Below are 24824 nucleotides of genomic sequence, written 5' to 3'. Positions count from 1 at the left end.
AAGTCATGACCTCCACCAGAGGTGGAGGTTTGAAACGCTGCGCTTGAACCGCTAGAAGCGGTATTGTTAGCGCTTAGTAGCTACGATTGAAGAGGTCGGCAAAGTCGGAAGCTTTGTCGGCCTTTTCCTGATTACGGATATATTGTCTGACGACCTGCTCGTTATAGCCCGTCGTCGATACGAAATACCCGCGTGCCCAAAAGTGATACCCTTTGTAGCGGCGCTTGCGCGCATATTTGTTCGCTACGTAAAGGGCCGTCTTGCCCTTCAAGAAGCCGACAATATGCGAAACCGAGTATTTCGGCGGGATCGAGATCAACATATGCACATGGTCGGGCATCAGATGACCCTCCTCGATCTGGCAGCCTTTCTGCTGTGCCAGCCGACGCAAGAGTTCTCCCAACTCACGCCGCACGTCCCCGTAAAGTCTTTTCGTGCGGTATTTGCTGCCAAAAACAATGTGATACTTGCAGTCCCACGTCGCATGCGAGAGCGTTTGCTCATCCATAAAACCTCCTTGTTCGAAGTCTGGGCCACCCCAGCGGTTCAAGCAGGAGGTCTCTCAACTACCGTGTAGAACTCGTCCAGTCCTCCACCGTAGGTGGAGGTTTATTTATCGATATAAAAAAGCCGGGATGCGAAATCCCGGCTTTCATGAGTCATTTCAAATCGTTCAGCGCAGAAGCTGAAAGGCTGATTCAGCCGACGATTTCGGTTTCGGAGAACCAGTAGGCAATTTCGATGGCAGCCGTTTCCGGAGCGTCCGAGCCATGAACGGAGTTTTCGCCGATCGACAGGGCGAAGGTCTTGCGGATCGTGCCCTCATCAGCGTTGGCCGGGTTGGTCGCGCCCATGATCTCGCGGTTCTTCAGGATAGCGTTTTCGCCCTCCAGAACCTGAACGACGGTCGGGCCGGAGGTCATGCCTTCAACGAGTTCGCCGAAGAACGGACGTTCCTTGTGAACGGCGTAGAAGCCTTCAGCTTCGCGCTTGCTCATCCAGACGCGCTTGGAGGCGATGACGCGCAGGCCATTGTCTTCAAAAACCTTGGTGATGGCGCCGGTCAGGTTGCGCTTCGTCGCGTCCGGCTTGATCATCGAGAAAGTACGTTCAATCGCCATGGGTCCATTCCTTGTAATCAGAGAAAAGTGGGCGGTCTTTACCTGCCCCAAGGCCCGAAAACAAGGGGGATCGGCCAATTTCACGCCGCTGTCACAGTTGACGCAATCGATTCGCAATCGGCCGCTGGCACTGCGACGGTTTATTTGCAAACTTGGCGGCGACATCGCCGCACCATTGAGGAGAGGTCATATGCTCAAACATTTCAGGATGCTGGCCGACTACAATCGGTGGGCCAATGTGCAGGTCTACAATGCCGCAGCAGACCTCAGTGATGCCGAATTCCATGAAGACCGCGGTGCCTTCTTCGGCTCGCTCCACGGAACGCTCAATCATCTGCTGATAGCGGACCGGCTGTGGATGCACCGTTTTAACGGCACTGGCGGAGTGCCGGCGTCACTCGATACCGTCCTGCATGACACGCTTGAAGGACTTCACAGCTTACGGGAGGCGGAAGATCGAAATATCATGACCTGGCTGGAAACGCTCGATGCCGATGCACTTGCCGTCGACATTACCTATACCTCGATCCTGCGCCCGGGCGCCATCATCGTTCCCCTCCATGCGGCGGTATCCCATATGTTCAACCATCACACCCATCACCGCGGCCAGTGCCACACTATCCTCACATCCTTGGGAAAACCGTCTCTGGTGCTGGACCTCCTGCATTTCCTGCGCAGCGAAGGACAGCACTGGATGTAGCCAAGGGGAGAACCGTCGTTTCCCGTCTTCGCCCAGACGTTGATCACATGCCTCATTTTGTTGCGCTGCGGCGAGGATCGGCCGTTTTGTTCATGTTCCCTTAACCTGCGAACCTGCAGATTGACGAGATATATCAGCTCACGGTCAAAGGCAGGCATGAAGAACTCGCAGACAAGCGTTTCGGCATATTCCATCGATGACGATGAAACGGAAACCGAGCTTGAGGTTATCGGCCGCTTCATGACGCGGCTGAAGGTGAAAAACCTGCCGCGCAACTATCAGCTCTTCTATGAAGCGCTCTATGGCCAGGACCGCTGTCTTGCCGAAGAGATCGAGGCGCTTGGCTCCCTTCCCTCGCAAAGCGGGCTCGACGAGATCGGCCTGAAGCATCGCCTGGTCAGCCATTGCGGGCTGGTGGCGCGCAAATCGGAAAGCGATGCGGCCGAGATGCTGCGCGAAGTCGCCGATCAGCTCGCCAAGGGGCTGATGAAAAAGCAGCATTTTGCTCGCGAGATCGACACGACTCCACATGCCAATGCTGCACTCGACAGCCTCAATGCCTCGCTCAGCAATCTCATGCTCTACGAAACGGAGCTGACCGAGCGGCTGCGCAACTGCGCCAACCTCTCGAAATCCTCGCAAAAGGCCAGCGTCTAAGCGACTTCGCACTCTTGCCTTCGGCGCCGAGTTCGGCCAAAACCGCGCCATGATTTCGATTTCAGACCTTTCCGCCCGCATTGCCGGCCGCCTGCTCATCGACCATGCCAGCGTGACGCTTCCGGCGGGCACGAAGGCGGGCCTCGTCGGCAAGAACGGAGCTGGCAAGTCCACGCTGTTCAGGATCATCACCGGCGATCTCGCCGCCGAAAGCGGCTCGGTCTCGATCCCCCGCAATGCCCGCATCGGCCAGGTGGCGCAGGAGGCCCCCGGCACCGAGGAGCCTTTGATCGATATCGTCCTGGCAGCGGACAAGGAGCGCTCCGCACTGCTGGCGGAAGCCGTGACCGCGACCGATCCGCACCGCATCGCGGATATCCAGACGCGGCTTGCCGATATCGATGCGCATTCGGCCGAAGCGCGCGCCGCCAGCATCCTGGCCGGCCTCGGCTTCGACCACGAAGCGCAGAAGCGCCCGGCCTCCTCCTTCTCGGGCGGCTGGCGCATGCGCGTCGCCCTTGCGGCCGTCTTGTTTTCCGAGCCGGATCTCCTGCTGCTCGACGAACCGACGAACTATCTCGACCTTGAAGGCACGCTCTGGCTGGAGGACTACATCCGCCGCTACCCGCACACGGTCATCATCATCTCGCACGACCGCGATCTGCTGAACACGGCGGTCAATTCCATCGTGCATCTCGACCAGAAGAAGCTTACCTTCTATCGCGGCTCCTACGACCAGTTCGAACGGCAGAAGGCCGAGGCGGACGAGCTGCAGATGAAGGCGAAGGCGAAGAACGACGCGGCCCGCAAGCATTTGCAGAGCTTCATCGACCGCTTCAAGGCCAAGGCCTCGAAGGCGCGGCAGGCGCAATCGCGCATCAAGGCACTGGAGCGCATGGGCACCGTCGCCGCCGTCATCGAAGACCATGTGATGGGCTTCAGCTTTCCGGAACCCGAAAAGCAGCCTGCCTCGCCGATCATCGCGATCAGCGGCGGCGCTGTCGGCTACGAGCCCGGCAAGCCGATCCTGAAGCGCCTGAACCTGCGCATCGATGCCGACGACCGCATCGCCCTGCTCGGCTCGAACGGCAACGGCAAATCGACCTTCGCGAAGTTCATTTCCGGTCGGCTCGGCGCAGAGAGCGGCGATATCAGGCTGGCGCCGAACCTGAAGATCGGCTTCTTCGCCCAGCATCAGCTCGATGACCTCATCCCCAACCAGACGGCCGTCGAGCATGTACGCCGCCGCATGCCCGAAACGCCGGAGGCGAAGGTGCGCGCCCGCGTCGCCCAGATGGGGCTTGCGACGGAGAAGATGGACACGCAGGTCAAGGATCTCTCCGGCGGCGAGAAGGCGCGGCTGCTGATGGGCCTTGCCGCCTTCGATGCACCGAACCTTCTGATCCTCGACGAACCGACGAACCATCTGGATATCGACAGCCGCAATGCGCTCATCCAGGCGCTGAACGACTATTCCGGCGCCGTCATACTGATCTCGCACGACCGCCATCTGATCGAAGCCACCGTCGACCGGCTCTGGCTGGTGCGCGACGGCACCGTCTCGACCTTCGATGGCGATCTTGAAGAATACCGCAGCCTCGTCGTCGCCAGCCCGAAGTCGAAGGACGAGAAAGTCAAGACGAACGGCATCGACGAGTCCGTTTCCAAGGCGGATCAGCGCAAGCTCAATGCCGATCGGCGCGCGTCGCTTGCGCCGCTCAAGAAGAAGATCAATGAAATCGAATCCTTGACCGGCAAGCTTGAGAAACTGATTCAGGCCCTTGATGCAGAGCTTGCGGATCCGGCCCTTTACGAAAAGGCGCCGGCAAAGGCTGCGGAAAAGGCAAAACAGCGCTCTGATGCCGCTGAAAAGCTCGCCGCGGCCGAGGAGCAATGGCTGGAACTTTCATCGGAATACGAAAGCGGCATGGCCGGCTGAAGCGCATCGCGATCTTAACCGTTTCGCAGCCGATCCTAACCGATCATTAACCATAACTGCGGAAAATACGCTCAACTTTCATAGACATATTGTTGAGCGATTCTGATGAACTACCGTGTGTTGCTGGCTGGCCTCGCCATGTCCCTGGCTCTCGGAGGCTGTGCCACGAAGCCGGCCAACGAAGCGTCGCTCAAGAGCAGCTATGCCGCCGAAGAGCCGCATCACAAGCCGCTGAAAGCCAATGACCCCATCGAGATGGAGCCGAAGAAATGGCTCGTCGCCGATCTCGAAACCCGCGCGGCGGTGGACGCCGGCGCACCACACGATCTTGCCGGCCGCACACTGGAAGTCTCCTCGCTCAAGGACATCAGGCTCGCCGATAAGGAGGTCATCCTGACCTTCGACGACGGCCCCGCACCCGGCAAGACGGATCGCATTCTCGCCACGCTCGACAGGTTTGGCGTCAAGGCCGCCTTCATGATGGTCGGGGGAATGGCGCAGGCGCATCCGGCGACCGCGCGCGAGGTTCTCGCCCATGGTGACGCGATCGGCAGCCACACGTTCCGCCATCCCGATCTCGACAAGATGACCTTCGACGCGGCAATGACCGAGATCGCCCGCGGCAAGGACGCCGTCACCAAGGCGATCGGTACGGATGTCCCCTTCTTCCGTTTCCCCTATCTTGCCGATTCCAAGCGCCTGCGCACGGCGATTGCCGCTAGGGACATGATCGTCATGGACGTGGATATCGACAGCAAGGACTATTTCACCTCAACACCACTTTCGGTGGTGGATCGCACCATGAAGCAGCTCTATCAGCGCGGCCGCGGCATCGTCCTGATGCACGATATCCATCCGCGCACGGTCAGGATGCTGCCGGTTCTTCTGAGCCGCCTCGAGAAAGAGGGCTTCAAGGTCGTCACGCTGAAATACAAGCACGCTCCGGCCCCAGCGACCAATCTGGTTGCCCAGGCCGGCACCAAAATGGTGCGCTGAGGCAGACTTGCAAACAAACGCCGCCGCAGACAACTAGATCAATGGTTGCGCGGCGTTCAGATACGCTTGAAACGCGCCGAGCGGCATGATTAGTTGCGGCGTGATCACGAAGAGCGGGCCAGCCCGCCCGCTCGTATCCGGGGGGAGTAACATATGGATCGTCGTTCATTTCTGAGGAAAGCCGGCGTCGCCGGCGCCGGCTCGGTTGCAGCTGCTGCAACACTTGCTGCTCCGGCCATTGCCCAGAGCAATCCGAAGATCAATTGGCGCCTGACGTCATCGTTTCCGAAGTCGCTGGATACAATCTATGGCGGCGGCGAAGTGCTGTCGAAATATGTGTCTGAAGCCACCGACGGCAATTTCAACATCCAGGTGTTTGCGGCGGGCGAAATCGTGCCGGGCCTGCAGGCAGCCGATGCGACTTCGGCTGGCACAGTCGAAGCCTGCCATTCGGTCGCCTATTATTATTGGGGCAAGGATCCGGTCTGGGCCCTGGGAGCTGCCGTTCCCTTTGCACTCAACGCACGCGGCATGAACGCCTGGCAATATCACGGCGGCGGCATCGACCTGTTCAACGAATTCCTGGCAACGCAGGGGCTGATCGGCTTCCCGGCGGGCAATACGGGCGTGCAGATGGGCGGCTGGTTCCGCAAGGAAATCAATACCGTCGCCGATCTCAAAGGCTTGAAGATGCGTATCGGCGGCTTTGCCGGCAAGGTGGTCGAACGCCTCGGCGTCGTGCCGCAGCAAATCGCCGGCGGCGATATCTATCCGGCGCTCGAAAAAGGCACGATCGATGCGGCCGAATGGGTCGGCCCTTATGACGACGAAAAGCTCGGCTTCTACAAGGTGGCACCCTATTACTACTATCCCGGCTGGTGGGAAGGCGGCCCGACCGTGCATGTCATGTTCAACAAGGCCGCCTATGAAGGCCTGCCGAAGGCCTATCAATCGCTGCTGCGCACGGCCGCGCAGGCGACGGACGCCAACATGCTGCAGAAATACGATTACCTGAACCCAGCCGCCATCAAGCGCGTCGTCGCCGAAGGAGCGAAGCTCAGGCCCTTCAGCACCGAGATCATGAATGCCTGCTTCGACAAGGCCAATGAGGTCTATGCCGAGATGGAAGCCAACAACCCGACCTTCAAGAAGATCTGGGAATCGATCAAGGGCTTCCGCGGCCAGCACTATCTCTATGCCCAGGTCGCCGAATACAGCTACGACGTCTACATGATGACGCTGCAGCGCGCCGGGAAGATCTGACCAGCTCGCGGTTTTAAGACAACAACCCCGGAGCGGCGCTCCGGGGTTTTTCGTTGCGCTCCAATCAGGACAAAACGAGGCGTACCGTGCTCAATTGAAAGACGGCGGCTGACTGAGGTCGTTGGCGGGTGCGTTCTGCTGCCCGCCACCCTGATCCGCCGGCTTCCCGTCAAACGGATTGCCGCCCGGAAGCTGCAACCCCGGCAAGCCGTTGCCATTGTTCTGGCCGGGCGCGCCGAAACCGGGAACCTCGATCTTGATCGAATTCGGATCGACCGCAGCACCCGCGCCCTTGTAGTGCATGACCATCTGCGGGAACATGATGGTCAATGCCACCATCAGGATCTGGATACCCACGAACGGCACGGATCCCCAATAGATCTGCCCTGTTGTGACGGGCGCGATCTGCTTGCCTGTCACCCTGTCGAGATAGGGCACGCGCGCCGCCACCGAGCGGAGATAGAACAGCGCGAAGCCGAAGGGCGGATGCATGAAGCTCGTCTGCATGTTGACGCCGAGCAGCACGCCAAACCAGATGAGATCGATGCCGAGCTTTTCGGCAGCAGGTGCCAACAACGGCACGATGATGAAGGCAAGCTCGAAGAAGTCGAGGAAGAAGGCGAGCACGAAGACGAGGATGTTGACGGCGATCAGGAAGCCGACCTTGCCGCCGGGCAGCGACACCAGCAGATGCTCGACCCAGAGATGGCCGTTGACGCCATAGAAGGTCAGCGAAAAGACGCGCGAGCCGATCAGGATGAACAGCACGAAGGCCGAAAGCCGGGTCGTGGATGTCAGTGCCGAGCGGATGACCTCCATGTTCAGCCGGCCTTTGGCAGCCGCCATTATGAGCGCGCCCACGGCCCCCATGGCGCCGCCTTCCGTCGGCGTCGCGATGCCGAGGAAGATCGTGCCGAGCACGAGGAAGATCAGCGCCAGCGGTGGAATGAGGACGATGATGACCTGCTGGGCCAGCCGCGACATCACGTTGAGCTTCATCCCCTTATCGAGCACGGCGATTGCGTAGATGAAGGCGACGCCAACCGTTGCGCCGAGAATATCGGCGTTTTCGCCATAGGCGGGTGTCAGGTAAACATGTGCGGCATAGGCCACGCCGGCGCATATCAATAGAGCAACGAGCAAGGACGTGACGCCGGAGCCAAGCGAGCGAGCCTCCTTCGGCAAGGCGGGCATGGAGTTCGGCTTCACGATCGACATGATCAATACATAGAGCATGTAGAGACCGGTCAGCACCAAACCGGGAATCAGGGCGCCGGCATACATGTCACCGACAGAACGGCCGAGCTGATCGGCAAGCACAATCAGGACGAGCGATGGCGGAATGATCTGCGCCAGCGTGCCGGAAGCGGCGATGACGCCGGAGGCGACACGCCTGTCATAGCCATAGCGCAGCATGATCGGCAGCGAAATCAGTCCCATGGCAATAACGGAGGCCGCAACGACGCCGGTGGTGGCGGCGAGCAGCGCGCCGACGAAAATCACCGCATAGGCGAGACCGCCGCGAACGGGTCCAAACAGCTGGCCGACCGTATCGAGCAAGTCTTCGGCCATGCCGGATCGCTCCAGCACGATGCCCATGAAGGTGAAGAAAGGGATCGCCAGCAACGTGTCGTTCGACATCACCCCCCAGAAGCGATCCGGAAGGGCATTGAGGAGCGGCCATGAGAGATGGATGGTGCCGCCCGAATAGGGTGCGAGTTCGACGCCGATCCAGAAGAACAGCAACCCGTTGGCGGCAAGCGCGAAGGCGACGGGATAACCCAGAAGCAGGAAAATGATCAGCGAGGCGAACATGATCGGCGCCATGTTCACGGCGATGAATTCGATCATCAGCGCGCCTCCCCGGCCGGGGTTTCGACATCGAGCGGCGCATGCGTCGGCACATAGGGGGTCGGATCATCCATATCGCCGCGCATGACGGCGATCTTCTTGATGATCTCGGAGATCCCCTGCAGCGCCAGCAGAAAGAAGCCCGCCAGCAGCAAGGCCTTGCCCGGCCAGATGATCAGGCCGCCGGCACTCGAGGAAACTTCCCCCGACAGGAAGGAGGTGCGGACATAGGGCACGAGGTCATAGACCATCAGGAGTGCGAAGGGCATGAGGAACAGACAATGGCCCAGCAGGTCGATCCAGTGTTGCACCCGGCGCGGCAAGGAGCCGTAGACGATATCGATGCGAATATGTTCGTTCTGGCGGAGCGTGTAGGCGGCCGCGAGCATGAAGGCGGCGCCGAACAGATACCATTGCGCTTCCAGCCATGCGTTGGACGAGGTATTGAAGACCTTGCGTACGACCGCATTTCCGGCGCTGACCAGGACAGCGACCAGGATGAGCCACGAGACAGATTTTCCAATGATCTCAGTCGCATAGTCAACGAATCGGCTGAAGCCGAGCAATGCTTTCATGAATTTTCCCCCCGCAGCGATTCTTTCCGAAGCTCTTCTTGCTGCACGAAGCTAGAGTGCCGATTTCAAACGGTGAATCAAGAGCCTGCGCGGGTTTTCCAAACGTGATGACGGCCGGATACAATGTTCGTGCATTGGATCCAGTTGTCGCATTTGCGATTTGCCGCCCTTGCCCACATGCGGCATTCTGATAAAGATCGCATCAATAATCATACTAATCGAGAGACACCCATGTCCCCCATCAACCTCGCTATCGTCGGTGTCGGCAAGATCGTCCGCGACCAGCATCTTCCGTCCATCGCGAACAACGCGGATTTCAAATTGATCGCCACGGCGAGCCGCCACGGTACCGTAGAAGGCATTCCGTCCTTCACGACCATCGACGCCATGCTCGATGCCGTACCGGCGGTCAATGCGGTGTCGCTCTGCATGCCGCCGCAATATCGCTATGAAGCCGCTTACAAGGCGCTTTCAGCCGGCAAGCACGTTTTTCTTGAAAAGCCGCCGGGTGCGACGCTGAGCGAAGTGGCCGATCTCGAAAACCTCGCAAAAGCCAAGGGCGTCTCGCTCTTTGCAAGCTGGCATTCGCGCTACGCCCCGGCCGTGGAGGCAGCAAAGACCTTCCTCGCAGGCACCACCATCCGCAGCGCTCACGTGATCTGGAAGGAAGACGTGCGCCATTGGCACCCGAACCAGGAATGGATCTGGCAGGCCGGCGGCCTCGGCGTCTTCGACCCCGGCATCAACGCCCTGTCGATCGTGACCCACATCCTGCCGCCGCTCTTCCTGACCGGCGCGACGCTCGAATTTCCGGAGAACCGGGATTCGCCGATTGCCGCCGATCTGCACTTCAAGAGCGGTCAGGGCCTTCCGGTTCATGCTGAATTCGACTGGCGCCAGACCGGCAAGCAGAGCTGGGATATCGTTGCCGAAACCGATGCCGGCCAAATGGTTCTCGCCGAAGGCGGCTCCAAGCTTTCGGTCAATGGCGAGCTGAAATTCTCCGCGCCAGAAGCCGAATATCCTTCGCTCTATCGCCGTTTTGCCGAGATCGTCAAAGCCGGCACCTGCGATGTCGATGTTTCGCCACTGCGCCACGTCGCCGATGCCTTCATGCTCGGCAAGCGCAAATTCGTCGAAGCATTTTACGATTGATGGGCTTTACCCGATGGAGACAACGCGCCCCGCAACATGCTAGCGTGGCGCATTATCTTCATCGGGGAGTTGCCGATGGCAACGGAAAATGTGCAATCTTTCGGGCTCGGCGTCGGCAATAAATCGGTCAAGCTTGCCGAGCCAAACCAGAGCTGGCGCGAGGCTTATTTGCTGGAGGAAGCTGCCATCCGCAGCGCCCTTGGAGACCTCGCCGTCGATGTGCAGCATTTCGGCAGCACCTCCATTCCCGAAATCAAGGCCAAGCCCATCATCGACATAGCCGTCGGTGTTCGGCGCTTCGAGGATGGCCTTGCCTGTATCGAGCCGATGGCATCGATCGGCTATGTCTATGCCGGCAGCAATATCGTAGCGGACGATCATATTTTCGGTCGAGATATCGAAGGGGATACCCGCACGCACCTGGTCCATGTGGTCGAGCATGGCGGCCTGAATTGGCGCCAGTTCATCCTCTTCCGGGATCGGATGCGCAAGCGCCCGGACCTCGCACATGCCTATGAAGCGCTGAAGGTCGAACTTGCGACAAAATATGCCAATGACCGCGCAGCCTATACTGCCGCCAAGAAAGACTTCATTCAAAAGATCCTGGCGGAGGGCGATTAGAGCGACCCAAGTTTTCACGGGATCTCAGAAAATCGCCGCGCAGTTTCCTAAGCCTTCTTTTCCCAACGGCCATCCTGCGTCTGCTGCCAGTAGGTGAGATTATGCCCCTCGCCTTTCAGGCGCTTCCATTGCGCGCGCGCGCTTTCCAGCTGTTCCTGATCATAGCCATCGAACATCAGCACGACGCGCTGATATGTTCCGACATCCGTAGCCTCGGCGCCATCGATGAAAAAGCGCACGGTCGCATTGTTGACGTTGTCGGAAGAGATGGTCAGAAGCACAGGCTGCTTGTCCGCCATCTCGCCTTCATCCGTGCCATGCGGCAGAAAACTGTCTTCGCGATAGGTCCACAGATGCGAATCGAGGAGATCGCGGCGCGCCGGCTCGCGCATCTGCACGGCGACCTGCCAGCCACGCTCGACACTCTTGTCGATCAACGGCGGCAGGGCGTCTTCGAGCTTCGATTCCGTCAGGTGATAGAAGAGAACGTCGGTCATGCCGTCTCTTCTAGAGCAATTCTAGGAAAAGTGCGAAGCGGTTTTCCGTCCGGAATTGCATCACACCAAAAGGATAGAGCCTTTTCGCTTTTCTTCGAATCGCGAAAAGGCTCCATCTCACAAAATTCGGCTGGTCACGATTCGTAGTTGGCGCGGACCAGCTGATCGAGCAGGCGCACGCCAAAACCGGAACCCCAGGACTGGTTGATCTCGTCCTGGACCGAGCCCATCGCCGTGCCGGCGATATCGAGATGCGCCCACGGCGTTTCCCCGACGAAGCGCTTGAGGAACTGGGCGGCGGTGATCGAGCCGGCATGGCGGCCACCAGTGTTCTTCATGTCGGCGAACTTGCTGTCGATCATCTTGTCGTATTCCTTGCCGAGCGGCATGCGCCACAGGCGCTCGTCGGTTACGAGGCCGGCTGCCGTCAACTCGCCCGCCAGCTTGTCGTCGTTGCAGAACAGGCCGGCCTGCAGGTTGCCGAGCGCGACGAGGATGGCGCCGGTCAGGGTCGCCAGGTTGATCATGAACTGCGGCTTGAAACGGTCGTTCGTGTACCAGAGCGCATCGCAGAGAACGAGCCGCCCCTCGGCATCCGTGTTGATGATCTCGATCGTCTGGCCGGACATCGAGGTGACGATATCGCCGGGACGCTGCGCATTGCCGTCCGGCATGTTCTCCACCAGACCAATGACGCCGATGGCATTGACCTTAGCTTCTCGCGCGGCCAGCGTATGCATGAGACCGGTGACGGCTGCCGCACCGCCCATGTCGCCCTTCATTTCTTCCATGCCGGCGGCGGGCTTGATGGAAATGCCGCCGGTATCGAAGACGACCCCCTTGCCGATAAAGGCGACCGGCTTCTCCTTCGCCTTGCCGCCCTTCCATTGCATGACAACCAGGCGCGGCGGCCGGGCAGAACCTTGCGCGACGCCGAGCAGCGCGGCCATGCCGAGCCGGCGCATCTCGCGCTCCGTCAGAATCTCGATCTCGACGCCAAGCTTTTCCAACTCCTTGGCCTTGGCGGCGAATTCCACGGGGCCGAGGACATTCGGCGGCTCGTTGACGAGATCGCGTGCAAGGAGGACACCGCCTGCGACGGCTTCGGACGTTGCATAGAGTTTCTTGGCGGCCGCGGCCTCCTGGGTGACGATCGTCACCTTCACCGCCTTGCGGGAGCCGTTCTTTTCGTCATCGTCGCCCTTCTTCGTCTTATATGTATCGAAGCTATAGGCGCGCAGGAGCATACCCAGGGCAAAATCGGCGGCCTCCCTGCCACCGACCTCGACTGCCGGCGCGTCCAGGAAGATGGTGACTTTCTCGACGTTGCGGATCTTTGCCGCAGCCGTGCCGCCGAGCCTCAGCCAGTCATGCGCAGCCAGGTCCCTGGCCTTGCCGGTACCGAGGACAATGATCCGATCGACGGGCGAGGCCTCGGGAGCGATGATATCCAAAGCGCTCAACGCCTTGCTCTTGAAGCCGGCCACGGGCGCGGCCCTGGCGAAAACATTGGCCGGATCGGCGCTCTCAGCGCCCGCCGGCAACTCACTGTCCGTGCCTTTCAGGAGAATGGCCAGACCGCCGCTGAGGCGGGCCGACTTGGCGAAGGAAATCTCGAATTTCACAGACATTTCTGCTCCGATAAACATGCGTCGTAATAGAAGAACTTTGCACAACCATCATTCTAGGTTTGACTAGCGAACACAAGCACTCGGCAAAGCATTCGCCAAAGAAGCCCGTTCCACGGCTTCAAATCCCTGTCATTTAAAGCGGTTAGCCTACACGCAATGGTGTTTTATCCGCCCTTCGGGGCGACCCGATCCTTTGCCGGAAAGCCGTCTTGATCATAGATTTCAACAGTTTCGATCGCGAAGACCGGTTCCCCGAGGTTCTGCGGCCGCGTACCGCGGGTGATGCCTTCATCGGCCTCTTCTGTCTCTGGTGGGTACTGCTTGGCCTCTTCTCGGTTTTCCCACGAATCGATCTCGCTGTCGCGAACATGTTTTTCCTGCCGCAGCAATGTCTTGCGAGCACGCGCCCGGGTCAGATATGCGGCATCTTCCCCTATAATGCAGACACGCATCTGCGGCTGCTGCGGGAGATATTCTTCCAGCTCCCCTATATCGTGGCCGCCGTCCTCGCCTGGATGCTGTTCCAATGCTGGCAGCATCACGGAGCGACCTTCAACAGGCTGCGGGCGTGCAATCTGAAGATTGCGCTCGGTTCGCTGCTGATCGGCCCGGTACTGATCGTCAATCTCTGGCTGAAGGCCTTTTCGGGGCGTCCGCGCCCGAGACAGACCGACCTCTTTGGCGGCACGCTCGATTTCGTCCATGCCGGATCCTTCGCGGGAAAATGCGTCAGTAACTGTTCGTTCATCTCGGGCGAAGCGGCGGCCGCCGGCTGGCTGTTCTGCCTGATCTTCATCATCCCGCAGCCATACCGATCCGCTGCCGCCCCGCCGATCGCAGCCGTTTCGATCCTCATTCCCGCGCTTCGGGTGGCTTTTGGCGGGCATTACCTCTCCGATGCCGTGCTCGGCTGGCTTTCATCGCTTGTCATATTCGCAGCGCTGCTCGCATTATCCCAAACGACACACGACAGAAGAATCTCGGAAAATTAACGATTTTTTTTCGAGTTGGTTGTCGCCAAAAAAACTTAAACAGCGTAGATGAGGGTGAATCTCTGCCGGCTCGCACGGCAGCTGTTGCGTTTAAGGGCCGGCATGAAGTTATTCGAGACATATATCGTACGGCGTGTCGGTATGATGTTCCTGGTAGCGCTGCTGCCAGTGCTCGCCATCATCTGGACGACCCAGGTGCTGCAGCGCATCAATCTGGTGACGGATAGCGGCCAGTCGATGGGCTCGTTCGCCAAGCTTGCGACGCTCATCCTGCCGACGATTATTCCGATCGTCCTGCCCTTCGCACTGGTCATCGGCATCACGCAGACCCTGACGGCGATGAACAGCGATTCGGAGCTGACCGTCATGGAGGCGGCAGGCGCGAAACGCAGCATCATCATCCGCCCGATCATGATTCTCGCCATGGCCATCAGCGTGTTTTCCTTCTTCGTCGACAACGCCGTCGAGCCGAGAGCCCGCGTCGCCGCCCGCCAGATGGTGGCCGAAGCCTATGCCGACCTTCTTTCCACCGTGATCGAAGAGAAGAATTTCCGGCGCATCGAAGACGGGCTCTATGTACAGATTTCGCAGCGCATGTCGGGGCGCATCCTCAAAGGGCTGTTCGTGGTCGATTCCCGCGATCCCGCCTTCGATCTCATCTATTATGCGAAGGAAGGCGCCGTCGATCCGAGCGGTACGTCGCTGCTGATGAAAGATGGCGAGGTGCATCGCAAGACGGCCGACGGCAACGTCTCGGTCATCAAGTTCGATTCCTATTCCTTCGACCTCTCCGACATGACCCAAAGCCGCGGTCAGGCGAATTTGCGCGCCAGCGATCGCAACCTCGGCTTCCTGCTCAATCCGGATCCGAACGATCCGGATTACAAGACAAGACCAGGCAGCTATCAGGCCGAGTTGCACCGACGCCTCAACGAATGGGCCCTGCCCGCGATATTCGCGCTTATATCCCTGGTGATTGCCGGCGATGCCCGCTCCCATCGCGAGGCGCGGCTGCACCCGATGGTGTCGGCCTTGACGATAGCCTTCGCGCTGCGCTGGGCCGATTTCTACGCGGCCAACCAGATCGATAATTCGCCTCGGTTCGTCGGCATTCTCTACGCCATCAACATCATTGCCGCCGCTATCGCGATCGCGCTGCTGATGCGTAACCGGAAGATGTCGATGCCAGTATCGATCCGAAATCGCATGAGCAACTGGCGGCAACGCATTCAGGATCGCATGCCGGCGGCGCCGGGCGGCGGCTCCAATGGGAGCGGCGCATGATCTTCGGCACGCTCGGGCGTTATTTCTTCACGCGTTACATCGTGACGACGTTCTGGTTCTTCCTGGGCGTCATCTCGATCGTCTATCTCGTCGACTTCAGTGAAACCGCCGGCCGGCTGGCCGGGCTGCCCGGCTATACGGTCCCGCTCGGTCTGGTCATGACGGCAGTGCGATTGCCGTTCATTCTGCAGCAGACAGTGCCGTTCATCGCTCTCTTCGTCGGCATGACGGTGTTGATCGCACTCAATCGTCGCCGCGAGCTGGTTATTGCACGCGCGGCCGGCATCTCCGTCTGGCAGTTCATGACGCCGTTCATCGTGGGCGCCTTTTTCGTGGGATTGCTGACCATGCTTGCCCTCAATCCGGTCGCCGCATGGGGGCAGCGCCAGGCCGAAACGATGGAAGCCGACCTGCGCGGCGACCCTTCCTATCACAACAGGCTTTCGATCCCGTGGCTGCGTCAATCGAATGGCAAGGACGATACGATCATCGGCGCCAAGGCCATTCTGGACAATGGAACGACGCTGATGGGCGTCGTCTTTATCCACTTCGATTCACAGGGAAATATCGTCCTGCGGCAGGACGCGCAGTCGGCAAAATTGGAAGATGGTTACTGGCTTCTTAACAATGTCGTCGAGCGGCGGCCGGGCGAAATACCGGATCATAAGAGTTCGGTACAGGTTCGTACGAATCTGAAACAGGATTTCGTTTCGCAGCGTCTGGCGCAGCCGGAAACCATTGCTTTTTATGATCTTTCTAATCGAATAAAGATCGCACACTCCTTCGGCATATCGACCAACGCACTTGAGACACAGTTTCATTCGCTGCTATCGCAACCATTCCTTCTCATAGCAATGACGCTAATCGCAGCAACCGTGTCGCTAAAATTCAGTAGATTCAATCAATCGCGCTCCGTGATTCTGGGTGGAATCCTCTCCGGCTTCGTGCTTTATGTTGTCACCGTGCTTGTAAAAGCATTCGGGAGCAGCGGAGTGGTTCCTCCCTACGTGGCGGCATGGATACCCGTGATCGTCGCATTGGCATTCGGAGCAACGATCCTGCTTCATCAGGAGGACGGCTAAGTGGCGGCAGGCAACCGCGAGAGTATTAAAAAGATTGTGGCTGCCCTCGTTACGGGCACGGCTGCATGTGCATATATTATGAGCCCGGTCGCTGTTTATGCCCAGGCCAACGACAATAATAACGGCGGTGCCGGCACTGTTACTTCCCCTATCAAGGTGAAGGTGCCGGAAGGCGCAAAGCTGGTCCTTTCGTCCAACGAATTGGTCTATAACAAGGATACGCAGATCGTCACCGCAAGCGGTGCGGTCCAGATCAACTATGGCAGCTACAAAATGGTTGCCCAGAAGGTCGAGTATAATCAGAAATCCGGGCGAATGACGGCTCTCGGCAATGTCGAGCTGATCACTCCGGACGGCAATCGCATGTACGGTGACAAAATGGACGTCACCGACAGCTTTTCCGACGGCTTCGTCAACGCCCTGCGCATCGAAATGCCCGACAACACCCGCATGGTCGCCGAAAAGGGCGAGCGGGTCGGCGGCAATCAGCTGATTCTGACGAAGGGTGTTTACACCGCCTGCATGGCCTGCTCCGAGCAAGGCCGGGCCCCGCTATGGCAGGTCAAGGCCCAGCGCGTCGTCCAGAACGGCGTCACGCATACCGTGCGCCTGGAACATGCCCGCTTCGAACTGTTCGGCCAGCCGATCGCCTATGTTCCGTGGATCGAGGTTCCGGACAATACGGTCAAGCGGAAATCCGGTTTCCTGTTTCCGTCCGTGAGCGTCTCGGAGCGCCTCGGCGTCGGAGTACGGGTTCCTTACTACTACGTCATCTCGCCGAGCATGGATGCGACGGTCACCGCCACGGGCTTTAGCAATCAGGGGTTGCTGCTCGAGGGTGAGTTCCGCCAGCGTTTCGAGAATGGCACGCATATCCTGCGCGTTGCCGGCATCAATCAGATGAATCCGGACGCCTTCGCTGCCGGTACGACTGATGCCGAGAACAAAACTCGCGGCATGATCAACTCCAAGGCCGACTTCAGGATCAATCCTCGCTGGACTTTCGGCTGGGATGTCATGGTGCAGAGCGACAACAACTTCTCGCGCACCTATGGATTGGACGGGCTGAACCAGAGCACCCATACGAACCAAGCCTATCTGACAGGTATCGGAAAGCGCAATTTCTTCGATATGCGCGCCTTCTATTATAATGTGCAGGACACGGATAATAACGCCACGGCACAAAAGCAGCAGGCATACGTCTATCCGAGCATCGACTATCACTATGTCGATCCGAAATCGGTCTATGGCGGCGAGCTGTCGGCAACGATGAACTTCACGCACCTGTCGCGTGAGAAGACATCCGCACTCGACAACGTATTCAATCTTGGCGATGCCAACTTGAACGACCGTTTCCTCGGCCTCTCCGGCGACTATACGCGCTTCAGCACTGAACTGCAGTGGCAGCGTACCTTTACGACCGATGAAGGCCTTGTGCTGACGCCATTGGCGGCGGCGCGCGGTGACGTCTATGGTCTGGATATGAATTCGCCGAACTCCTTCGGCGGACCGTTCAGCTATCCCGGCAATTACGACACCAGCGACTATGCCGCCCGTGGCATGGTCACGGCGGGGCTCGAAGCCAAGTACCCATTCCTGATCACGACAAGCAACAGCACGCATGTCTTCGAACCGATCGCACAGATCTATGTGCGGCCGGATGAGCAGCTTGCCGGCCGCTTGCCGAATGAGGATGCACAGAGCTTCGTCTTCGACGCGACCAACCTGTTCGATCGCGACAAGTTCTCGGGCTTCGACCGCATCGAGGGTGGCACCCGTGCCAACATCGGATGGCGCTATACCGCCAGCTTCGACAGCGGCTACAAGCTGCAGCACATCTTCGGGCAATCCTACCAGCTCGCGGGACGCAATTCCTTTGCGCAAACGGATCTGGCGGGTGTCGGTTCGGAATCCGGACTTGAAACGACTCGCTCCGACTATGTCACCATGTTCGGCCTGACGACGCCGCAGGGCATCTCGCTGTCGACGTCCTATCGCTTCGACGAAAAGGACTTCGCCTTCCGCCGCGGCGATACAGCCGTCGGCTTCTCGAATGATGTCTTCCAGACGTCCTTGATCTACACGCATATTTCCGCGCAGCCGCAGTATGGTTTCACCAGCAATCAGGATGAAATCCAGTCGCGTGCGCAGATCAGGTTCAAGGAATACTGGTCGGTCTTCGGCACGGTCAGCTACGATCTCAACAGCAATGAGATCACCCGCCAGGGCGTCGGTCTTTCCTACGAGGACGAATGCACGATCTTTACCGTGTCATTCCTCGACAAGAAGGATACGACAGCCAGCTCGGCCAGCAATTGGTCGATTGGCGCTCGTTTGACCTTCCGTACGTTGGGCGACGTCAATCTCGGCAGCGTCCAGGACGCAACGTTCTGATATAGACCGAAGTTGCAAGGAGCCGGCTTAATCGCCGGCTCTTTTGCGTTGAAACGGCCCGCTATTCGCGGCGTCATTGTTTCGCCGCAAGGATTTTGCAATTCATCGCGCTTGATGTAGACATGTGGCGCAAAGTTGCCGTATTGCGCCAAGGCGCAGCGATATGGCGCAAGGCCGGCAGGAAAGACCTTTGGGAAGGGGTAGTTGATGTTTTCTGGAAAGACACCGATGCGTGCTCTATTGTTCGGAGCAGCGGCTTTGGTTATGGCGAGCTTCACGGTGCCGAGCAGCGATGTCGCTTTCGCGGCCAGCGAGGTAAAAGTCCTCGTTAACAGTCAGGTGATCACATCCGGCGACATCGCCAAGCGCGTCGCTTTCCTCAAGCTGCAGCGCCAGAAGGGCGACCTCAACAATCTCGCCAAGGAACAGCTTGTCGACGAAACGCTGAAGCGTGCGGAAATCTCCCGCCTGCGCATGTCCGTTTCGACCACCGATGTCGATGCCGCCTTTGGACGTTTCGCGTCCAGCAACAAGATGTCGCCGGCTCAGCTCAGTCAGATTCTTGACAAGGCGGGCGTCGGTGTCGACCACTTCAAGTCCTACATCGCCGTTTCCATGAGCTGGCCTCGCGTCGTCAACGCCCGCTTTGGCGCGAGAAGCCGCATGTCGAACGACGATCTCGTAACGCGCATGACCGAGAACAAGACGAAGCCGGTCACGACGGAATATTTCCTGAAGCAGATCGTTTTCGTCGTGCCCACCGCAAAGCGCAATGCCATCCTGAACAAGCGTAAAGCCGAGGCTGAGGCATCGCGCTCCAAATTCCCCGGTTGCGATCAGGCAAAGGTCTTCGCCGCAACCATGCACGATGTTTCCGTCCAGGATCTCGGCCGGGTGCTCGCACCGGAAGTTCCGGAAATGTGGAAGCCGCTGCTGGAGAAGGCTTCCGGCAACACGACCGCTCCCATCATAACCGACCGAGGCGTCGAATATGTCGCCATCTGCTCCCAGCGTCAGGTGAACGATGACGTCGCCGCCGCTGCCGTGTTCCGCGCTGAAGACATCGGCAAGGACAAGGCCGGAGGCGTCAGCGCCAACGACAAGAAATACGTGGATGAACTGCGCTCCAAGGCGCAGATCGTCTATCGCTGATTGACGATGCCGCCGCGCTCCTCCTTCCCCCTTGCGCTCACGCAGGGGGATCCGGCTGGCATAGGCCCCGACATCACGCTCGCCGCCTGGCTACGCCGCGGCGAGCTTGATCTGCCTCCCTTCCTGTTTCTCGGCGACGCCGGCATTCTTGCCGCGCGTGCTTCGCAGCTCGGCTTGACCGTGCCCCTGAAGGTGGCAGATCCGGCGACCGCCTGCGACATCTTCCGGAATGCGCTACCCGTCCTGCCGATCGAGGCCGGAATGGACATCATCGCCGGCGAACCGCATGTCGCCACCGCCAAGGGCACGATCGCAGCCATAGAAATGGCCGTGTCGCTGAGCATGAGCGGCCAGACCTCCGCCGTCGTCACCAATCCGATTGCCAAATCGGTGCTCTATGACGCCGGCTTCGGCTTTCCAGGCCATACGGAATTCCTTGCGGATCTCGCGACGCGCGCGACCGGAAAACCGGTCATGCCTGTTATGCTGCTTGCCGGTCCCAAGCTTCGAGCCATCCCCGTCACCATCCATATTCCCCTGAAGGATGTGCCGCAGGCACTGACCTGCGAGCTGATCGTCGAGACCTGCCGGATCACCGACCATGACCTGCGCCACCGCTTCGGTATTTCCAAGCCACGCCTTGCGGTTGCCGGTCTCAATCCGCATGCCGGCGAAAATGGCGCGCTCGGCAAGGAAGACGATGAGATCGTCCGTCCCGCGATCGATATCCTTCGCGGCGAGGACATCGATGCCTTCGGCCCCCTGCCCGCCGACACGATGTTCCACGACGAGGCCCGGCGGCGCTATGATGTTGCTGTCTGCATGTATCACGATCAAGCACTGATCCCGGCCAAGGCGCTCGGCTTCGACGATTCCGTCAATGTCACGCTTGGCCTGCCCTTCGTCCGCACGTCCCCCGACCACGGCACGGCATTCGGTATCGCCGGCAAGGGCATTGCCAAGGAAGACAGCCTCGTCGCAGCCCTCAGATTGGCGAGCGAAATCAGTGGCAAGACCGGAAGCGTTCGCTGATGGCCGCACTGGATGGTTTGCCGCCCCTTCGCGATGTGATCCAACGTCATGGCCTCGACGCGCGCAAGGCGCTCGGCCAGAATTTTCTTCTCGATCTCAATCTGACGCAGAGGATCGCCAGAACGGCGGGCTCGCTGGAAGGCGTAACCGTCTTCGAAGTCGGTCCCGGACCGGGCGGCTTGACGCGCGCCATCCTGGCGCTCGGCGCTGCCAAGGTCATCGCCGTCGAGCGCGATGCGCGCTGCCTGCCGGCACTGGCGGAAATCTCAGATCACTATCCCGGCCGGCTCGAGGTCATCGAGGGCGATGCGCTGAAGACCGATTTTGCGGCTCTTGCACCGGAAGGACCGGTCAGGATCATTGCCAACCTGCCTTATAACGTCGGTACCCAGCTTCTGGTCAATTGGCTTCTGCCGGCGCAATGGCCGCCCTTCTGGCAATCCCTGACCTTGATGTTTCAGAAGGAAGTCGGCCAACGGATCGTTGCGCGGGAAGATGACGACCACTATGGCCGGCTTGGCGTGCTCTGCGGCTGGCGGACGGAGGCTCGCATGGCCTTCGACGTGCCTCCACAGGCCTTCACGCCGCCGCCGAAGGTAACCTCCACTGTGGTGCATCTCACGCCGAGGGAGAACCCGATCCCATGCGATGTCGGCAAACTCGAAAAGATAACGCAGGCGGCCTTCGGCCAGCGCCGGAAGATGCTGCGCCAGAGCCTGAAGCCGATCGGCGGCGAGGCGCTTCTGCTGAAGGCGGAGATTGATCCGCAGCGCCGTGCCGAAACGCTTTCAGTCGAAGAATTCTGCCGATTGGCGAATTGCCTTTGATCGGATCAGAACTTCTGATCGGGATCAGAGCTTCTGATCGGGATCAGAGCTTCGGCGTTTCTTCCAGCAAGTCCCGAACGAAATCGAACATGCCATGCCGGCGGTCGCGGCGCAGGCGTTCGGCCTTGACGATCGACTGCACCGCGTCGAAGGCGACGTTCAGATCATCATTGACGATGACATAGTCATATTCGCGCCAGTGAGCGATCTCGGCGCGCGAATTGGCAAGACGCATGGCGATCACCTCTTCGGAATCTTCGGCGCGGCGATGCAGGCGCGACTGCAGTTCGGTCATCGTCGGCGGCAGCACGAAGATGGAGACGACATCGGCGGGCATTTTTTCCTGAAGCTGCTGGGCGCCTTGCCAATCGATATCGAAAAGCATGTCGCGGCCTTCGGCCATCGCCGTTTCCACCGGTTCACGCGGCGTACCATAGAAATTGCCGTGCACTTCGGCCCATTCCAGCAGCGAGTCGGAATCGCGAAGGCGCTCGAACTCACGCTGCGAGACGAAATGATAATGCACGCCTTCGATCTCGCTCGGCCGGCGCTGCCGCGTCGTGACGCTCACGGACAGACTGACCTGCTTATCCTTGTCGAGCAAGGTTCGCGCGATCGTCGACTTGCCCGCGCCGGATGGCGAGGAGATGGCAAGCATCAGCCCCCGACGGGCGATCGGAATGGATGTGGATGTCGCCGGCTTCATGGCCTACTCCAAATTCTGGACCTGTTCGCGGAACTGGTCGATAACCACCTTCAGCTCGATGCCGGCGGCAGTAACCGCCGCTGCATTCGACTTCGAACAGATAGTATTCGATTCCCGGTTAAATTCCTGTGCAAGAAAATCGAGCTTGCGGCCGACGGGACCGCCCTTGGAAATCAGATCGCGCGCGGCGGCCACATGCGCCTTCAGGCGATCGATTTCCTCGCGCAGGTCCGCCTTGGTCGCCAGAAGGGCGGCTTCGGCATGCAGCCTGTCGCGGTCGAGACCCGACGAGCCTTCCAATAGCATCGAAACCTGTGTCGCCAGTCTCGCGGCAATCTCCTGCGGCGATCGGGACGGATCGCGCTCGACGGTCGATGTCAGCGCCTCGATGGTAGTGACCTGGCCAAGCAGGACCTTGCCAAGCGCCTCACCTTCCCGCCGACGCATCTCACGCAGATCGCCAAGCGCAGCTTCAAGGCCCGCCATGATATCGGCATCGCGCGCGGCAAGCGCCTCTTCGTCTTCCACGGCCTCCTTGAACTCCACGAGACCGCGCACGGTCATCAGGCTCTCCAGCCGCAGCGGCGCGGGATCGACGATGCCGGCAAGCTGATCGCGCAGCGCCAGAACCGCAGTCAACGCTTCCTGGTTTACCACGACCTCGACGCGGCTCTCCTCGACCGACAGTGACAGGCTGACCTGCAGGTTGCCGCGGGAAAGCCGGTCGGCGATCGACTTGCGGATATCGGCCTCCAGACGCTCGAGGCCTGGCGGCAGGCGCAGACGGATATCCAGCCCCTTGCCGTTCACGGAGCGCAGCTCCCATGCCCAGCGGCCACGGCCACTGGTTCCTTCACGCCGGGCAAAGCCGGTCATGGACTGCAATTCCATGCAAGCCTCCGATAGTTCCTATCCCCAATCACCGAAGATCTTCGTATTGTGGGTCGATGTAAAATGAATCCGCACCATGCTTCTTATGGAGGCTAGGGCGCGGCAAAGATCAATTGGTCTTTTTCTTCTGCTGGGCACCCGAGCCGGGCGCGACCGCAGCGTCGTCCGGCTGGCCATCCACGGCAATGGTGCTCGGGTCTTCGCCCTTTTCGGCAACGAGCTTGCGCCAGCGCCGGACATTGGCATTGTGCTCATCCAGCGTGGCGGCGAAGACATGGCCGCCGGAGCCATCGGCCACGAAATAGAGATCCTGCGACTTCCAGGGGTTGGCGACGGCTTCCAGAGCATCCTTGCCCGGATTTGCGATCGGCGTCGGCGGCAGGCCCTTGATGAGGTAGGTGTTGTAAGGTGTGTCCTTCTTCAGATCGGACTGATAGATGGGACGATCGGACGGCTTTCCTTCACCACCGAAAAGACCGTAGATGACGGTCGGATCCGACTGCAGGCGCATCCCCTTGCCGAGGCGGTTCAGGAAGACGGAGGCGACATGGGCGCGCTCATCCGCAAGGCCGGTCTCCTTCTCCACGATAGAGGCAAGCGTTACGAAATCCTGCTTGCTTGCCAGCTGCACGCTTGCGTCGCGCTTTTCCCAGACCTGGTCGACCAGCTTCGCCTGCGCTGCCGCCATCTGCTGGATGATTTCCGCGCGCTTCGTGCCGCGCGTGAACTTATAGGTATCCGGCCTCAGGCTGCCTTCCGGCGGCAGGGCCGACGGCAGATCGCCCTCCAGCACGACATCGGCCTGCAGCTTGTTAAACATCTGCCGCACGGTCAGTCCCTCCGGCAAAGTCACCGAATAGAGGATCGACTTGCCCGACTTCAGCAGCTCCATGATGTCCTTCATGGAGGCGCCGGCCTTGATCTCGTATTCGCCAGCGCGAAGGGTCTCGCCGTCATGCAGATAGGTGGCCGTCAGCCAACGGAAGATGCGCTCGTTGGTAATGATGTTGTTGGATTCCAGGCGATTGGCGATCTCGCTGAGACCGGCACCATTGCGCACGATGAAATTCGTATTGGTGGTCAGCGGACCGGGACTTTGATAGGCCGAAAACGCATAATAGGCACCTCCAACCGCGGCAACAGCGACGAAAACCGCCAGCGTCATCAGGAAATTCAGGAAGATGACCATCTGGCTGCGAGCCTTGCGCGAGCGCTTCGGCGGATCCGGAACACGCTCCGGACGCAGGGCTTCATTCGCCGATTTCGGGATAATCGGCCCTTTCTGCCCGTTCGGAGTTCCGTTGCTCTGGTTCGTATCGCTCACCGGCAATCCCTTCCTTTTTGTGATTGCCTGCTCTTTGGCCAAGCAATGCGGCAAAAAACAGGTTCAGAAGATAAGACGAAACCCGCCGGGTTTCCGACTTCGACCGATCAGACATCGCCACGAGGCATCCGCGG

Annotated in this window: 23 protein-coding genes; 14 read left to right on the top strand and 9 right to left on the bottom strand. The window is 59.6% G+C overall.

Going from position 1 to position 24824, the window contains the following annotated elements; all coding sequences use genetic code 11:
* Positions 1-73: 73 nt before the first annotated feature.
* Complete coding sequence (gene tnpA, locus DQ393_RS16100; RefSeq protein ID WP_112340015.1) at positions 74-508, bottom strand: IS200/IS605 family transposase; 435 nt, start codon at positions 506-508, stop codon at positions 74-76.
* Positions 509-698: 190 nt separating this feature from the next.
* On the bottom strand, positions 699-1121 hold the full coding sequence (ndk, locus tag DQ393_RS16095) for a nucleoside-diphosphate kinase (RefSeq protein WP_112342757.1): 423 nt from the start codon (positions 1119-1121) through the stop codon (positions 699-701).
* A gap of 190 nt (positions 1122-1311) precedes the next feature.
* Between ndk and DQ393_RS16090 the strand changes: the two genes are divergently transcribed.
* From DQ393_RS16090 to DQ393_RS16070, 5 genes are all read left to right on the top strand, one after another.
* On the top strand, positions 1312-1821 hold the full coding sequence (locus tag DQ393_RS16090) for a DinB family protein (protein WP_112342756.1): 510 nt from the start codon (positions 1312-1314) through the stop codon (positions 1819-1821).
* A gap of 156 nt (positions 1822-1977) precedes the next feature.
* Positions 1978-2478: a hypothetical protein gene (locus DQ393_RS16085; protein ID WP_112342755.1), complete on the top strand. Its 501-nt coding sequence runs from the start codon at positions 1978-1980 to the stop codon at positions 2476-2478.
* Positions 2479-2527: 49 nt separating this feature from the next.
* Positions 2528-4417 carry an ABC-F family ATP-binding cassette domain-containing protein gene (locus DQ393_RS16080; RefSeq protein WP_112342754.1) on the top strand — a complete coding sequence of 630 codons (1890 nt, stop codon included), beginning with the start codon at positions 2528-2530 and terminating at the stop codon, positions 4415-4417.
* A gap of 105 nt (positions 4418-4522) precedes the next feature.
* A complete protein-coding gene (locus DQ393_RS16075; RefSeq protein WP_112342753.1) occupies positions 4523-5413 on the top strand; it encodes a polysaccharide deacetylase family protein in 891 nt (296 codons plus the stop codon).
* A gap of 153 nt (positions 5414-5566) precedes the next feature.
* A complete protein-coding gene (locus DQ393_RS16070; RefSeq protein WP_112342752.1) occupies positions 5567-6676 on the top strand; it encodes a TRAP transporter substrate-binding protein in 1110 nt (369 codons plus the stop codon).
* A gap of 90 nt (positions 6677-6766) precedes the next feature.
* On the opposite strand, the gene DQ393_RS16065 is transcribed toward DQ393_RS16070, so the two are convergent.
* Together DQ393_RS16065 and DQ393_RS16060 are read right to left on the bottom strand one after the other, a co-directional pair.
* Positions 6767-8527, bottom strand: coding sequence for a TRAP transporter large permease (locus tag DQ393_RS16065; RefSeq protein ID WP_112342751.1), 1761 nt, complete (start codon positions 8525-8527; stop codon positions 6767-6769).
* Entirely contained in the window at positions 8527-9102 is a 576-nt protein-coding gene (locus DQ393_RS16060; protein ID WP_112342750.1) for a TRAP transporter small permease subunit, read from the bottom strand. Before DQ393_RS16060 ends, DQ393_RS16065 begins: the two co-directional genes overlap by 1 nt.
* A 231-nt stretch (positions 9103-9333) precedes the next feature.
* Between DQ393_RS16060 and DQ393_RS16055 the strand changes: the two genes are divergently transcribed.
* Together DQ393_RS16055 and DQ393_RS16050 are read left to right on the top strand one after the other, a co-directional pair.
* Positions 9334-10257, top strand: coding sequence for a Gfo/Idh/MocA family protein (locus tag DQ393_RS16055; protein WP_112342749.1), 924 nt, complete (start codon positions 9334-9336; stop codon positions 10255-10257).
* A 75-nt stretch (positions 10258-10332) separates the two neighbouring features.
* The gene (locus tag DQ393_RS16050) at positions 10333-10878 is read left to right on the top strand and encodes a GrpB family protein (RefSeq protein WP_112342771.1); all 546 of its coding nucleotides are present in this window, start codon (positions 10333-10335) and stop codon (positions 10876-10878) included.
* Between the two features lie 47 nt (positions 10879-10925).
* Here DQ393_RS16050 and DQ393_RS16045 read toward each other — a convergent pair whose 3' ends face one another.
* Both DQ393_RS16045 and DQ393_RS16040 read right to left on the bottom strand, forming a co-directional pair.
* Positions 10926-11375, bottom strand: a complete 450-nt coding sequence (locus tag DQ393_RS16045) for a DNA polymerase III subunit chi (RefSeq protein ID WP_112342748.1) — start codon at positions 11373-11375, stop codon at positions 10926-10928.
* A 134-nt stretch (positions 11376-11509) separates the two neighbouring features.
* Positions 11510-13006, bottom strand: coding sequence for a leucyl aminopeptidase (locus DQ393_RS16040; protein WP_112342747.1), 1497 nt, complete (start codon positions 13004-13006; stop codon positions 11510-11512).
* A gap of 209 nt (positions 13007-13215) precedes the next feature.
* On the opposite strand from DQ393_RS16040, the gene DQ393_RS16035 reads away from it, so the two are divergent.
* The 7 genes from DQ393_RS16035 to rsmA all read left to right on the top strand — a co-directional run bounded on the left by DQ393_RS16035 (position 13216) and on the right by rsmA (position 21769).
* Entirely contained in the window at positions 13216-13998 is a 783-nt protein-coding gene (locus DQ393_RS16035; RefSeq protein WP_112342746.1) for a phosphatase PAP2 family protein, read from the top strand.
* Positions 13999-14100: 102 nt separating this feature from the next.
* Positions 14101-15282: an LptF/LptG family permease gene (locus tag DQ393_RS16030; RefSeq protein ID WP_112342745.1), complete on the top strand. Its 1182-nt coding sequence runs from the start codon at positions 14101-14103 to the stop codon at positions 15280-15282.
* Positions 15279-16364: an LPS export ABC transporter permease LptG gene (gene lptG / locus DQ393_RS16025; protein ID WP_112342744.1), complete on the top strand. Its 1086-nt coding sequence runs from the start codon at positions 15279-15281 to the stop codon at positions 16362-16364. The genes DQ393_RS16030 and lptG overlap by 4 nt, the downstream gene beginning before the upstream one ends.
* The gene (locus tag DQ393_RS16020; RefSeq protein ID WP_112342743.1) at positions 16365-18758 is read left to right on the top strand and encodes an LPS-assembly protein LptD; all 2394 of its coding nucleotides are present in this window, start codon (positions 16365-16367) and stop codon (positions 18756-18758) included.
* Positions 18759-18965: 207 nt separating this feature from the next.
* Positions 18966-19910, top strand: a complete 945-nt coding sequence (locus DQ393_RS16015) for a peptidylprolyl isomerase (RefSeq protein WP_112342742.1) — start codon at positions 18966-18968, stop codon at positions 19908-19910.
* Positions 19911-19916: 6 nt separating this feature from the next.
* Positions 19917-20942: a 4-hydroxythreonine-4-phosphate dehydrogenase PdxA gene (pdxA, locus tag DQ393_RS16010; RefSeq protein WP_112342770.1), complete on the top strand. Its 1026-nt coding sequence runs from the start codon at positions 19917-19919 to the stop codon at positions 20940-20942.
* On the top strand, positions 20942-21769 hold the full coding sequence (gene rsmA / locus DQ393_RS16005) for a 16S rRNA (adenine(1518)-N(6)/adenine(1519)-N(6))-dimethyltransferase RsmA (RefSeq protein WP_112342741.1): 828 nt from the start codon (positions 20942-20944) through the stop codon (positions 21767-21769). Before pdxA ends, rsmA begins: the two co-directional genes overlap by 1 nt.
* Positions 21770-21812: 43 nt before the next feature.
* Here the strand turns inward: rsmA and gmk are convergent, their stop codons facing one another.
* The 3 genes from gmk to mltG form a co-directional block, all read right to left on the bottom strand.
* Positions 21813-22475 (bottom strand): guanylate kinase, encoded by a 663-nt coding sequence (gene gmk / locus DQ393_RS16000; RefSeq protein ID WP_015339363.1) that lies wholly within the window; start codon positions 22473-22475, stop codon positions 21813-21815.
* A gap of 3 nt (positions 22476-22478) precedes the next feature.
* A complete protein-coding gene (locus DQ393_RS15995; RefSeq protein ID WP_112342740.1) occupies positions 22479-23366 on the bottom strand; it encodes a YicC/YloC family endoribonuclease in 888 nt (295 codons plus the stop codon).
* Between the two features lie 109 nt (positions 23367-23475).
* Positions 23476-24690, bottom strand: a complete 1215-nt coding sequence (mltG, locus tag DQ393_RS15990) for an endolytic transglycosylase MltG (RefSeq protein WP_112342739.1) — start codon at positions 24688-24690, stop codon at positions 23476-23478.
* Positions 24691-24824 lie beyond the last annotated feature (134 nt).

Source organism: Martinezella tropici (assembly GCF_003287875.1).
GTDB lineage: Bacteria > Pseudomonadota > Alphaproteobacteria > Rhizobiales > Rhizobiaceae > Rhizobium > Rhizobium tropici_C.
This window is presented reverse-complemented; position numbering and strand designations above follow the sequence as displayed.

Bases quoted from the DNA above. Each gene is read 5' to 3' on its own strand.
- tnpA (WP_112340015.1), bottom strand. From the start codon at position 508: ATGGATGAGCAAACGCTCTCGCATGCGACGTGGGACTGCAAGTATCAC.
- ndk (WP_112342757.1), bottom strand. From the start codon at position 1,121: ATGGCGATTGAACGTACTTTCTCGATGATCAAGCCGGACGCGACGAAG.
- DQ393_RS16090 (WP_112342756.1), top strand. From the start codon at position 1,312: ATGCTCAAACATTTCAGGATGCTGGCCGACTACAATCGGTGGGCCAAT.
- DQ393_RS16085 (WP_112342755.1), top strand. From the start codon at position 1,978: ATGAAGAACTCGCAGACAAGCGTTTCGGCATATTCCATCGATGACGAT.
- DQ393_RS16080 (WP_112342754.1), top strand. From the start codon at position 2,528: ATGATTTCGATTTCAGACCTTTCCGCCCGCATTGCCGGCCGCCTGCTC.
- DQ393_RS16075 (WP_112342753.1), top strand. From the start codon at position 4,523: ATGAACTACCGTGTGTTGCTGGCTGGCCTCGCCATGTCCCTGGCTCTC.
- DQ393_RS16070 (WP_112342752.1), top strand. From the start codon at position 5,567: ATGGATCGTCGTTCATTTCTGAGGAAAGCCGGCGTCGCCGGCGCCGGC.
- DQ393_RS16065 (WP_112342751.1), bottom strand. From the start codon at position 8,527: ATGATCGAATTCATCGCCGTGAACATGGCGCCGATCATGTTCGCCTCG.
- DQ393_RS16060 (WP_112342750.1), bottom strand. From the start codon at position 9,102: ATGAAAGCATTGCTCGGCTTCAGCCGATTCGTTGACTATGCGACTGAG.
- DQ393_RS16055 (WP_112342749.1), top strand. From the start codon at position 9,334: ATGTCCCCCATCAACCTCGCTATCGTCGGTGTCGGCAAGATCGTCCGC.
- DQ393_RS16050 (WP_112342771.1), top strand. From the start codon at position 10,333: ATGGCAACGGAAAATGTGCAATCTTTCGGGCTCGGCGTCGGCAATAAA.
- DQ393_RS16045 (WP_112342748.1), bottom strand. From the start codon at position 11,375: ATGACCGACGTTCTCTTCTATCACCTGACGGAATCGAAGCTCGAAGAC.
- DQ393_RS16040 (WP_112342747.1), bottom strand. From the start codon at position 13,006: ATGTCTGTGAAATTCGAGATTTCCTTCGCCAAGTCGGCCCGCCTCAGC.
- DQ393_RS16030 (WP_112342745.1), top strand. From the start codon at position 14,101: ATGAAGTTATTCGAGACATATATCGTACGGCGTGTCGGTATGATGTTC.
- lptG (WP_112342744.1), top strand. From the start codon at position 15,279: ATGATCTTCGGCACGCTCGGGCGTTATTTCTTCACGCGTTACATCGTG.
- DQ393_RS16015 (WP_112342742.1), top strand. From the start codon at position 18,966: ATGTTTTCTGGAAAGACACCGATGCGTGCTCTATTGTTCGGAGCAGCG.
- pdxA (WP_112342770.1), top strand. From the start codon at position 19,917: ATGCCGCCGCGCTCCTCCTTCCCCCTTGCGCTCACGCAGGGGGATCCG.
- rsmA (WP_112342741.1), top strand. From the start codon at position 20,942: ATGGCCGCACTGGATGGTTTGCCGCCCCTTCGCGATGTGATCCAACGT.
- gmk (WP_015339363.1), bottom strand. From the start codon at position 22,475: ATGAAGCCGGCGACATCCACATCCATTCCGATCGCCCGTCGGGGGCTG.
- DQ393_RS15995 (WP_112342740.1), bottom strand. From the start codon at position 23,366: ATGGAATTGCAGTCCATGACCGGCTTTGCCCGGCGTGAAGGAACCAGT.